We start from the raw sequence: 12,017 nt of genomic DNA, 5'->3' as shown, positions 1-12,017 counted from the left end.
AAAATCCACTTTGCAACGTGTTCTTCTTTGCAAAGTTAGTTGAGGCCGTGCCCACGGAAAGCGAAGTAATTAGTCGGAGCATTGCCAATATACATCTAACATTTCAAAATAACTACTTGGCTTAACGTAGTCATTGCACTGATTTTATACTTTCTTAACTTAGAACAAAAGCGCAAATGTCCGATTAGAAACGTAGCGACTGGAGCGAGTCAACGGAGATAAAGGAATCACGGTGAGCTTGCGTGCCGATGATGACTTATCATAGAGCAATTCATGAAGTAGCCTAGTTTCTGGACGCTGGGACTGGACACGGCTCAACACGTCTATATTTATCCTCATGCTCAATTTTTATAATTTCCTAGACTACAAAAAATGGAGCTGCCTCATAAGTCTAAACGACTTTGAGCAGCCCTTTTTATGAACAAAGAAATAGAGCAAATATTATCAATAATCTACGTTTTCAATGAGGTTCTCTAAAAAGGCAAACCCTCGCCCTTTACGTCTCTTTATTTAGATCAGATGGCTGAAAGGAAAAAGGTAAAAGTTCTTCCATCGTAACTGTTTTAGTGTCCTCTTTTAGGTTGGTTAAATGAATCTTCATATCTGCTGTAAAGAATTCACTCATCACTTGACGGCAAGATCCACAAGGAGGAACTGGCCGATCTGTGTCAGCTGCAACAGCCATTTCCGTGAACTCCTTCTCCCCTTCAGCGATTGCTTTAAATATGGCGACACGCTCAGCGCAACACGACACTGGATACGCGGCATTTTCAATATTACATCCTGTATATAGCTTTCCTGATTTTGCTTTTAAAACTGCTCCTACAGGAAAGTTGGAATAAGGAACATAAGCGTTATCCCTTATACGAATGGCTTTTTTCACTAATTCATATTTAGCAGTCATTATTTATCCCCTTCTCCACAGTATGGAAGGTTATTATAAGTAAAAATCAAATGATTGTAAAGAGGCTCGGAACAGAACAAAAGTGCGAGCGCTCGTTTAGAACGTAGCAACTGGGGCGAGTCAATGGAGATAAAAGAATCATGGTGTGCTTGCGAGCCGATGATGACTTAGCGTAGAGCGATTCGTGAAGTCGCCTCCATTTCTCGGTACTGAGGCTGGACGTGGCTCAACATGCCCATATTTATCCCCCTGGGCTAAATTTTCTAGACTAAGAAAAAAATGAACCACCAAATAGTTCGTCTTTTAAATGGAACTTTTTAGTTATGCCCCAGCTCCAACTCTCTAATAATTTGGTCAAAAATATAGAGAATGGAATGGTTTAATTCCATGTATCTTTTTCTTCTCACATCTATATAGTAACTATGCATGAGTAGCAGTTCCATATTTTCTTTTGTAGAAGCCACCTGTTGAGGATGAATAGTTAGCTTCCTTTCTTTTACCATTCGCAGCGTGCCCGTTTCCCATTGTTGTAACATCTCATAAATAGGCGTTGTTTCTTCTTTAACCTTTAAAAACAAAGCTTTATCTTTTCGATTTTCAGGAGGATCGTTTTGCTCATATTTATCCTTTAATCGAACTACATGCTCTTTTAATAATTCTGTTTGTTTCTTTATGTCCATGTTGAATATCCGCCTTTAACAAAGTTTGCTATTAGGATTATTTTAACATAATGGACATGTTTTTTTTAATAATTCCCCTCCACTCTCTTTAAAGTCGTTTTTAGTGCATTCATTTCATTCATTCTATCCTGAAATTGATCAGATATTTCATTTTCAACCTTCATCATAAGCTTTTGATCCAGCCAACGTACCTGATCTGATAACTGTTGCAATAATAATTCAACCGATTTCCGATCGGCACCTGGATTAGCTGTATGGAGATTCCTGATAGCAAATGACATATAATCTCCTCCCTTGGTTAAGTTATTACTACTAGTATTCGGTTTAGAGCCATTCAATCCTTCCTGTTCGACAAAACTAGAACGAAGCTTACAAAACAGGTGATAAAACTCATTAATTTATGTGTTTTTGACAAACTAATAATTGAAGGAGGAGTTCACATGAAACAAAATAAGAAAAACCAAACAAAAACTGAATCTATTCGGTCAAAATCCCTAAAAAAGGGCGATAAGAAATTAGATGGTCCTAACCGACCATCTACGTAAATAAATCAAAGGGCTGTCCTAGAGGTCAAAAATACCTTTGGACAGCCCTTTGATAAGTTCGTTTTTTTCAAATGCATTATTCACTGCACAACAGTACATACCGCTTTCCGCCAATGAAATCAAAAACATACCAAATGAACCTCGATTCAATTTTGTATAACCCCCCTCTCCTTTCGTTATAATTCCTGCCTACTAAACACAGACCGAATAAAGTAATAAGCATACAAAAGCTGACGTTTTTTATAGAAAGTTAAGCCAATATCACTTTTTGTTGGAGTAGCAACATTCTTTGTCCATTTCTTTTTGACACCCCCCGATTTATACCAATCTGTTCGAATCTTATCTTGATGTGAAATAATAGGGTATACCATTCGTAGGAATGGAGACGCTTGGAAGGAGAGATCTAAGTAACGCTCATAATCATATCTTGAACCGGTATGTTCGCAATCTATAGCAAATGCCAATGTTTCATTATACACAGATGGGGTAAATAATATTGATGCCAGTTTTTTTCCGAGATTAATCCGATTGGTTAAACTTGTGAAGTTTTGTACATAGGCACCATACAAATTCGTTGATTTTGTTGGTAACAGTACTGCGTTCATTAAAAGTAGATTTTGTAGTACGTATGGTAGCTTGTGAAAAACACGTTTTTTAAAAAATGATTGTTCAATTACTGGTCCATGTATTACATTCTGTTCGTTTATAATTAATGCTCGAAGTAATCGATCTTCATCAGAGAACTTCCAAAAATAATGCCATTCTTTTATCATAAAATCCGACACATGGAAAACCTTTAATAACTGAAATACAGGCTCTCGCAGTTGCTTTGAAAGCTGGTAAATTAGTAATTGCGGATATGCATCAGAGAAAATTAACCAATTTGCGCGTTCATAAGTCATAAATAATCGCTCTCTCTCCTTATCACCCAGTATAAATCGATAAGGAGGTAACAATAGATCTGTCATATTATACCCTGCATTTCTAGACACAAGACTTGCTAAGTATGACCATTTTATTTCTGGAAATTGCAAATAATAGTTAAAATAAGCAGTTGTGCGGCTAATATTATCTCTATTTCGTGATTTGGTTGAATTTGTTATATAATGGACATAGGATTGAAGTTCTTTCGTTGGATACATCTTCATCCTTCCTTCAACAGTTTGTTTTAACTATGCACGATTCTGTAATATTTATGCGTACTATTTAAATGGTATTTTTTTTCTTATATGATATGGTATTATGCAAGGAGGAACCAACAAATGAATTACCCAAATGGGCAGAGAAAAAATATCAGTCGTCCAAAAGACGCTAAAAAAAACACAAATATATTTAGTAATCGAGGGATGACATTAGAAGAAGATATTAATGAGACGAACACTTTTTATGTAAAAGCAAATAAAGCAGTTATCTATAAAAAACCAACACCAGTACAGATTGTAAAGGTAAACTATCCAAAACGAAGTGCAGCAGTTATTACAGAAGCATATTTCAAACAAGCATCAACAACTGACTATAATGGGGTCTATAGGTATAGGTATATTGATTTCGAAGCGAAAGAGACTAAAAATAAAACCTTGTTTCCGCTAGCTAATATACATGAACATCAAATAGATCATATGAAGGCTGTAGTTGACCATGGAGGAATTAGTTTTATTATTATCCGATTTGCTGCACATGACGAAACATTTTTTTTACCTGCAGAGAAACTTTTTGTGCACTGGAACGTCAAATTAAATGGTGGCAAAAAATCGATTGCCTATGAAACCATTCAGGAAGAAGGATATATCATCCCTTTTCAATATAAAGCAAGAATTGATTATTTAGCTATCATTGATGAGCTTTATTTTTAGAGACGGAGGAATGAAGTGATGGCAGAAAATAGCCAATCTCGTACAGCGAGAAGAAAACAGAAAAAATCAAAGAAAAAACCGATGTGGAAAAAAATTGTACTGTCCTTATTAATTATATTTGTTGTAATGGGACTAGGCGCTGGTGCGACAGCTGCATATTGGATCGCTACAGCGCCAGATATAGATGATGCAAAATTATCCGATCCATTAGCATCACAAATTCTTGATAAGGATGGCGAAGTATTTGCAAGTCTTGGAGATAAGCAAAGAACGAAAATAAGCTATGATGAATTGCCGAAAATATTAATTGATGCTGTTACAGCAACGGAGGATGCTCGATTCTTTGAACATGGTGGAATCGATTTAAGACGTATTGGTGGTGCCATTGTAGCCAATATAACAAATGGTTTTGGATCAGAAGGTGCTAGTACCATTACACAGCAGGTTGTAGAGAAATCCTTCCTATCGCCTGAGAAAAAGATTAGTTTAAAAGTACAAGAACAATGGCTAGCATTAAAACTGGAGCGTGAATACTCCAAAGAAGAGATCTTAGAGATGTATTTAAATAAGATCTATTACGGTAGTGGTGCATATGGCGTTGCTAAAGCTGCTGAGACATACTTCGGGAAAAAAGACTTAAGTGAATTAACACTTCCTGAGGCTGCCATTTTAGCTGGCTTACCACAGCGACCTACAGCATACGATCCATTCAATAACCCAGATCTAACGAAGAAAAGAATGGATACCGTATTAAAATTAATGGTGCGCCATGGAAAAATTTCACAAAAAGAAGCCGATGAAGCTAGAGAAGTGGAAATTTCTTCTCTGTTAACCGACTCTCGTCCTGATTCTGCTCCTTATGATGCCTTTTTACAGAAGGTGGAAGAAGAAGTTAGAGAAAAAGTAGATGGTGCAGATATTAATACAGATGGATTAACGATTCATACAACACTTGATACAAGTGCCCAGGAGCATGTTGAATATTTATTAACAGATAGTGAAGATAATCCAATCCCTTATCCGGATGATGAAATGCAGGCAGGCCTGGCCGTTCTGGATACTAAGAATGGTGCGATACGTGCTATTGGCGGACGACGAAATAGCGAAGGGAAAAAGGAATTCAACTTCGCCTTAACGGAACAGCAGCCTGGTTCAACATTTAAACCAATTATAGCCTATGGTCCAGCAATAGAATATAATAAAATGTCGACATACCATCAAATAAACGATGATAAGCCATATGAAATAGCTGGAACAAAAGGAGCAACGGTACGAAATTGGAACAGACAATACGCTGGCTGGATGACAGCACGCCATGCTTTGAACCAATCGTTAAACGTACCGGCAGTAAAAACACTAGAAGAGGTTGGGTATGAAAATTCCAAAAAATTTGCTGAAGGACTTGGAATTAATTTCCATGAAGATAAAATTACAATCACAGATGCTATTGGTGGAACGCAAACATATGTTACCCCAGTACAACTAGCTGGTGCATTCCGAGCATTTGGTAATGAGGGATTGTATAATGAACCATATGCAGTAACCAAAGTAGAATTTCCTGATGGAAGAACCATTGATTTAAAACCAAAGGCCGAGCCTGTTATGTCAGATTACACAGCATATATGATGACAGATATGCTTAAATCTGCTATTACAGAAGGTACTGGTAAACTTGCAAATATCTCTGGCTTACCAGTAGCAGGAAAGACGGGAACAACCAATCTTGAAGATAAATCTGGTAGCCCCGATTCATGGTTTACTGGCTATACAACGAATTACACGATATCCGTATGGACAGGTGGTTATACGGATGAGAATGGACACCGTGATGTAATTCCTAGCGGTCATACGAAAATCCCGCATGCCCTATTCAAAAACATTATGACGGAACTGTCAAAAGACGTGGAGACGAAAGACTTTGTTAAGCCAAATTCTGTGGTAGAAGCAAAGGTTGAAAAAGGATCAAATCCTGCGGCGAAGCCGAGTGAATTTACACCTTCATCCTCTATTTTGACGGAGCTATTCGTAAAAGGAACAGAGCCAAGCAGCACCTCCGAGAAGTTCGATAAATTAGATGCAGTAAGTGGATTGAAGGCTACCTTTAACGAAGAAAGTAACACGATTGATGTTTCATGGGATTATAAATCCGATGCAGATGTATCATTTGAAGTCGGATTACAAATGAACGATGGAAAAATGCAAACACTCTCTACGACAGAAGATACCTCTATGGTGATTAAAGAGGTAGAGCCAGACGCTAATTATACTATTCAGGTCGTGGCGATCAGTAATGACGATGAATCAATGAAGAGTGAACCGAAAACCACGAAAGTAAAAATTCCAGGCGAAGAAGAGGAAGAAGGAATTCCAGCTGTTGAGGGATTATCAGCCGCTTACAATGAGGCAAATTCAGAAATTGATGTTTCGTGGAACTATAATGGTCCGCCTGCCAGCTTCGAGGTATCAGTAAACGGACAAACGAAGACAGTTGAAGCAAACGGTCTTAAAATTGATGGAGCACAGCCTGGTCAAAGCTATACCATCACGGTAACACCAGTTGGTAAAAAGGGTAATAACGAAGGAGTCCGCGGACAAAGTCAAAATACAACCGTGACAGTTCCTGCGGATGAAACGGGAGAAGATAACGGTGACCCTGGTGGATCTGATGAACCTGAAAAACCTAAAGAACCTGAAGAATCTGCTGGTGGAGACGATGGAGAACCTGAAGACCCTGGAGAACCTGAAGAACCTGGTGGAGATAATGGAGAACCTGAAGACGGTCAAAGTTAACAACAAGGCGGCGATACCGACGGTGGAAATTCAGATGATGAAGAACAATAATAATAAAGAGGTAGTCTCAAAAGTCCATTAAACAAAACACCGACCATGATGTTCAAAAATCATGGTCGGTGTTTTTTGGTTTGTATTTAATTGAAATTACCTCTTAAAATCTTTTGGGTAAGTTAGGAAATCGACAATACCCTGAATACAGTTTTAACTTTATCAAGTCTGCACAGACTTCGAGTCTTTTCAAAAGCCGTAAATGAAGATGTCGAGGAGGTTGAATTCCGTACCCGAGTTAAGTTTCAATCATAGGCGATCTCAATTTTAATTAGATAAACAAAAAGGATATCCTTAGTCATTTTATGACTTTTGGGAAGCAGTGCGCATCCGCTTTTGCCCTTCTCTACACACCTCTAACAGTGGACATTCTGGACAGTTTGGATTTCTTGCTTTACAATGATACCTGCCAAAAAATATCATGCGATGATGTGTTTCGCTCCATTCCTCTTTTGGCACTTTCCGCATCAATGTTTCTTCTACTTCTATGACCGTATCCTTCCATCTACAAATACCTAGACGCTTTGATACACGCTCAACATGCGTATCCACAGCTATTGCAGGCTCACCGAATGCAACAGATGCTACCACATTTGCCGTTTTTCTACCAACTCCAGCTAATTTAACAAGCTCTGTTTTTGATTTTGGGACAATACCACCATATTCCTCCAAAAGAACGGTACATAGTTTACGGATATTTTTTGCCTTATTCCGATATAAACCAATTGACTTAATATCGTTCTGCAGCTCCTCTAAAGGCACTGCAAGATAATCCTCTGGTGTTTTATATTTCTTAAATAATTCTTTCGTTACTTTATTTACTAATGTATCCGTACACTGTGCGGATAAAAGTACTGCTATAACCAACTCAAAAGGATTTTCATGCTCCAGTTCACATTCAGCATAAGGAAACATTTTTTTCATTTCATCTAAACAAAATCTAATCTGTTTTTTATTCAGCATCTGCTTAGTCTTCTCCTTCTAGCCAATTATAATAAAATGAGGTATCTCTTTTTTTGGTAGGCTGATTTGTTCCTGTTTGCGAAGAATGGAATTGCTTACTTGCATTTCTAGCTTGCTCCACTGTATGGATTCCTTTTTTCTTCCATTCTCTTAGAATTCTGTCAATATATTTAAAATTAAGCTTGCCCATCAACACAGATTCTCTTAATCCTGCTTTAATTAAAGCAGGTGAAATATGATCTTGATCAAGCCACGCATTTATCGTCTCTATTTCAAACGGTGAAAGCGGACGGCCAAATTCTTGTTCAAATAAGATAAATATTGTTCCGTCAGTAGACGCTTCCTGTTGTTGTATATCCGATGAAAATAATTTATTCCAAAGCGGGGTTAAACAATAAGCTTCACTTAGTTTCTCCCCTTCCCTTTCCTGCTGCTTAATAGCTAGCATATCCTTTTGAATCAGTGCCCGTAATAAATGTGCACATTCCTTTTCATCCATTGTAACATAAGCAGCTAACTGATCAGGTGTAGGAAAATCAACCCTATCCTGTAAGAATCGTTGAATCTGTAATAAGAGCATTACTTCCTTTTCATTGAGCCCTAAATCCTTATATGCTAAGAATAATTCTACAGGAATCTGTATTTGGTTTAACAATATATCTTGAATGGAAATTTGCTTCGTCATCATAGCACCTCATTAAAAGTATAGCATGTTGTTAAAATAATAAAATCCCTTGCTCTAAAAGACAAGGGATTTTATTACAGGTTAATGGGCTGTAAAAACCCCAACCTCAAAAAACAGCAGCGGTTCATAAACGCTTATACGTTTAAGGTTTGTTCCTTTTAAACCGACTATATATTGGAATTAGCGATAAAAAAGCTGATAGCTAGTCACTAAAAAAATCCTCATTTATGGATAAAGCCGGTTAAGTAATCTTGGAAAAGGAATTGTTTCACGTACATGATCTACACCAGATATCCAAGCGACTGTCCTTTCTAATCCTAGACCAAAACCTGAGTGAGGAACACTACCGTATTGCCTTAGCTCTAGATACCATTTATAGGCTTCGCCTGTTAAGTCATGCTGTTCATAGCGCTCTTTCATAAGCTCTAAATCATCAATACGTTGCGAACCACCTATAATTTCTCCATATCCCTCAGGAGCAATAAGATCTGCACATAAAACAACATCCGAACGATTAGGGTCAGGCTTCATGTAGAATGCTTTAATCTCTGCTGGGTAATTTGTGATAAATACTGGCTTATCAAAGCTTTCAGCAATCGCAGTTTCATGAGGTGCACCAAAGTCTTCTCCCCATTCAATATCCGTAAATCCTTTGTCTTTTAAAAGATCAATCGCATCATCATAAGAGATTCGTGGGAATGGTGCTTTTACCTTTTCTAATTTTTCAGTATCTCTTTCTAATACCTGTAATTCTAGCTTACAATTTTCTAAAACACTTTGCACAACAAAGCTCACGTAATTCTCTTGAATTTCAAGACTTTCTTGATGGTCAACAAAAGCCATTTCTGGTTCAATCATCCAGAACTCAATCAAATGTCTGCGTGTTTTCGATTTTTCTGCTCGAAAAGTAGGACCAAAGGAGAATACTTTACCAAAAGCCATAGCAGCTGCTTCCATATATAGCTGACCACTTTGTGACAAATAGGCTTCCTCGTCAAAGTATTTTGTGTGAAATAATTCCGTTGTTCCTTCAGCGGAAGAACCTGTTAGAATAGGAGGATCAATTTTTACATATCCGTTCTCATTAAAGAATTGATACGTTGCGCGAATAATTTCATTTCGTATTTTCATTACAGCATGTTGTTTTTTAGAGCGTAGCCATAAATGACGATGATCCATTAAAAACTCAGTTCCATGCTCCTTAGGAGTTATTGGAAAATCAATGGACTCATGTATTAATTCAATATCACTTACTTGCATTTCATAACCAAACGGAGAGCGGGTGTCCTCAACAATTTTACCAGTTATGTAAACAGAGGATTCTTGGGTTAAATTTTTAGCCAGTTGAAAGGTTTCTTCACTGACATCATTTTTAACGACTACTCCTTGTATAAAACCAGTACCATCACGTAGTTGCAAAAAGGCAATCTTTCCACTTGAACGCTTATTGGCGAGCCATGCTCCCATGGTAACTGTTTGATCATTGTGTGCTGGTGCTTGTGAAATAGTTATTTTCAAAAAAATTACCTCCTGATACGATTAAGATTGGTGCTTTAATACAAATCGTTTTATTCGTGTAGCTGCCTCTATTAAAGCTTCCATTGATGTGGCATAGGATAGACGCACATTATTTGGTGAGCCGAACCCAGAGCCTGGTACAAGTGCAACTTTTTCCTCTTCTAACAAAGCACTTACCCATTCATCCACAGAAGCAAATCCATTATTTCTTGATGCTTCTTCTACATTTGGAAACAGATAGAAGGCTCCCTTCGGTTTAATACAGGTAACACCTGGTATTTCAAGTAAGAGTTCATAGAGTTTTTCTAGGCGTTCGGCAAATACCTGCTTCATCCCTTCGACAGGTTCCCCGTCCATCTGATATGCTGCAAGAGCTGCATATTGCGCAATAGATGTAGGATTTGATGTTGAGTGTGAAGCTAAACTTGTCATTGCCTTTATGATAGCAATGGGTCCAGCTGCATATCCAATTCTCCAGCCCGTCATAGCATGTGACTTGGATACCCCATTTATAACAACAGTCTGTTCCTGCAAATCGCTAGAAAGTTGAGCAATTGAAATATGTGGATCCCCTGAGTAAATCAGCTTCTCATAAATTTCATCTGAAACGATAAGTATATCATGCCTTAAACAAACTTCTCCTATTTGCTTAAGTTCTTCCTCTGTATACATCATACCTGTTGGATTACTAGGTGAGTTTATAATTACAGCTTTCGTTTTATCAGTTATCGCATTTTCAAGTTGTGCTGGTGTCAATTTAAATCCGTTTTCTTCACTTGCTGTCAAAAATACCGGACTGCCACCTGCTAACTTAACCTGTTCTGGATAGCTAACCCAGTATGGGGCAGGTATTATTACTTCGTCCCCTTCATTTAGCAATACTTGAAATAATGTATAAAGTGCGTGTTTTGCACCTGTTGTGACAATAATTTGATCGGTCGAATAATCCAGGTAATTATCTGCTTTAAATTTAGATACGATCGCTTGTTTTAGCTCCACTATTCCACCCGATGGCGTATATTTAGTCATTCCTTCACGCATTGCGTTTTGTGCAGCATTTAAAATGAATTCTGGTGTATTAAAATCAGGCTCACCCGCTCCTAGAGCAATGACATCATGACCTTGCTTTTTTAATTCTTTGGCTTTTGCTGTTATTGCTAAGGTTGAGGATGGTGTTAAGGTTTTTACTCGATTTGCTAGTTCCACTAATATCACCTTTCTATGTTAGCATTCCTTTTAATTAAACATTCGTTTTAAACGATACTGCTCATACCTAGACCCATCATAGATCGATAAATAATCCAACACATATCGACCAGATTGATCTTTATAAGTAAGTTCCCAAAGAGCATTTTCATTTACAAGTGCCGGTGTTATTTTTACAAATTCACATTGATTACACTGCTGTTTCCAATCATCTATTATAGCATCTTCTGCTATAATTTCCGATTGATTAATCGTCGTCAAATTTTTCTTTTTTCCTTCAAGCGGATAGAAAATAATTTTTTCTTCCTTACCATCTTTTCCAAACACGACATGATAGGCCTTTTCTCCATTGAATGTTTTGATGGCTGTTACTTCTGTAAGGGCGTTCGCCTTTAATAATTGCCTTTCTGTTTCAGCATAGCCTGCGGTTTTACTTTCTTTTAAATCGACATATAGAAATATCATATAAATAAAACAGGAAATTAGGATAATTATGCTAATCAGTAAGCTCCATTTTAACCATTTAGGTCCGGTAAATCGTGAAGATTGCCTGATCCTCATCGTTATCATCCAATGCTAGACCGAACATTAAATCCTGCTCTTTTAATGTTCTATTTAAACTATCAACTATTTTATAAAGATCTGATGAATATTGGAGCTTAACTGTTGATAATGTTTCTATTTTATTATCCATCTTATCCCTCCAGTAAAATACCCTTTTTATCAAAAAATTGTTAATCATACTTTCGCAAGCTAAGTGAAACCTATATATATGCTGAAATAAAATAAACTCAAACACATACGTATAGTATAACAAGCTTA

At 37.3% G+C, this 12,017-nt stretch carries 13 protein-coding genes; 3 read left to right on the top strand and 10 right to left on the bottom strand.

What is annotated here, in order from left to right:
* Positions 1 to 496: 496 nt before the first annotated feature.
* From RVS70_RS17245 to RVS70_RS17235, 3 genes are all read right to left on the bottom strand, one after another.
* The gene (locus RVS70_RS17245; RefSeq protein ID WP_026680981.1) at positions 497 to 904 is read right to left on the bottom strand and encodes a cytidine deaminase; all 408 of its coding nucleotides are present in this window, start codon (positions 902 to 904) and stop codon (positions 497 to 499) included.
* A 317-nt stretch (positions 905 to 1,221) separates the two neighbouring features.
* Complete coding sequence (locus RVS70_RS17240; protein ID WP_026680982.1) at positions 1,222 to 1,584, bottom strand: DUF1798 family protein; 363 nt, start codon at positions 1,582 to 1,584, stop codon at positions 1,222 to 1,224.
* A gap of 65 nt (positions 1,585 to 1,649) precedes the next feature.
* Positions 1,650 to 1,865, bottom strand: a complete 216-nt coding sequence (locus RVS70_RS17235; protein ID WP_321134192.1) for a hypothetical protein — start codon at positions 1,863 to 1,865, stop codon at positions 1,650 to 1,652.
* Between the two features lie 159 nt (positions 1,866 to 2,024).
* On the opposite strand from RVS70_RS17235, the gene RVS70_RS17230 reads away from it, so the two are divergent.
* Positions 2,025 to 2,129 (top strand): spore protein, encoded by a 105-nt coding sequence (locus RVS70_RS17230; RefSeq protein WP_200862547.1) that lies wholly within the window; start codon positions 2,025 to 2,027, stop codon positions 2,127 to 2,129.
* Between the two features lie 176 nt (positions 2,130 to 2,305).
* Here RVS70_RS17230 and RVS70_RS17225 read toward each other — a convergent pair whose 3' ends face one another.
* Positions 2,306 to 3,271 carry a DUF2515 family protein gene (locus RVS70_RS17225; protein ID WP_026680984.1) on the bottom strand — a complete coding sequence of 322 codons (966 nt, stop codon included), beginning with the start codon at positions 3,269 to 3,271 and terminating at the stop codon, positions 2,306 to 2,308.
* A 120-nt stretch (positions 3,272 to 3,391) separates the two neighbouring features.
* Between RVS70_RS17225 and recU the strand changes: the two genes are divergently transcribed.
* Both recU and RVS70_RS17215 read left to right on the top strand, forming a co-directional pair.
* The gene (gene recU / locus RVS70_RS17220) at positions 3,392 to 3,982 is read left to right on the top strand and encodes a Holliday junction resolvase RecU (RefSeq protein ID WP_205388536.1); all 591 of its coding nucleotides are present in this window, start codon (positions 3,392 to 3,394) and stop codon (positions 3,980 to 3,982) included.
* Positions 3,983 to 4,000: 18 nt separating this feature from the next.
* Positions 4,001 to 6,772, top strand: a complete 2,772-nt coding sequence (locus RVS70_RS17215; protein WP_321134189.1) for a PBP1A family penicillin-binding protein — start codon at positions 4,001 to 4,003, stop codon at positions 6,770 to 6,772.
* Positions 6,773 to 7,126: 354 nt separating this feature from the next.
* On the opposite strand, the gene nth is transcribed toward RVS70_RS17215, so the two are convergent.
* The 6 genes from nth to RVS70_RS17185 all read right to left on the bottom strand — a co-directional run bounded on the left by nth (position 7,127) and on the right by RVS70_RS17185 (position 11,889).
* A complete protein-coding gene (gene nth, locus RVS70_RS17210) occupies positions 7,127 to 7,786 on the bottom strand; it encodes an endonuclease III (protein WP_121605100.1) in 660 nt (219 codons plus the stop codon).
* A gap of 4 nt (positions 7,787 to 7,790) precedes the next feature.
* A complete protein-coding gene (locus RVS70_RS17205; RefSeq protein WP_205601735.1) occupies positions 7,791 to 8,471 on the bottom strand; it encodes a DnaD domain-containing protein in 681 nt (226 codons plus the stop codon).
* 225 nt (positions 8,472 to 8,696) lie between these two features.
* Positions 8,697 to 9,989: an asparagine--tRNA ligase gene (gene asnS / locus RVS70_RS17200; protein WP_121605098.1), complete on the bottom strand. Its 1,293-nt coding sequence runs from the start codon at positions 9,987 to 9,989 to the stop codon at positions 8,697 to 8,699.
* A gap of 21 nt (positions 9,990 to 10,010) precedes the next feature.
* On the bottom strand, positions 10,011 to 11,195 hold the full coding sequence (locus RVS70_RS17195; RefSeq protein WP_121605097.1) for a pyridoxal phosphate-dependent aminotransferase: 1,185 nt from the start codon (positions 11,193 to 11,195) through the stop codon (positions 10,011 to 10,013).
* A 30-nt stretch (positions 11,196 to 11,225) separates the two neighbouring features.
* Positions 11,226 to 11,756 (bottom strand): DUF5590 domain-containing protein, encoded by a 531-nt coding sequence (locus RVS70_RS17190; RefSeq protein ID WP_026680991.1) that lies wholly within the window; start codon positions 11,754 to 11,756, stop codon positions 11,226 to 11,228.
* A complete protein-coding gene (locus RVS70_RS17185; RefSeq protein ID WP_080668675.1) occupies positions 11,719 to 11,889 on the bottom strand; it encodes a YpmA family protein in 171 nt (56 codons plus the stop codon). The genes RVS70_RS17190 and RVS70_RS17185 overlap by 38 nt, the downstream gene beginning before the upstream one ends.
* Positions 11,890 to 12,017: the final 128 nt, after the last annotated feature.

It is taken from the genome of Virgibacillus sp. M23 (genome assembly GCF_034190895.1).
GTDB lineage: Bacteria > Bacillota > Bacilli > Bacillales > Amphibacillaceae > Virgibacillus > Virgibacillus salarius.
Note: the sequence above shows the minus strand (reverse complement) of the source record. Positions and strands in the feature narration are given on the sequence as shown.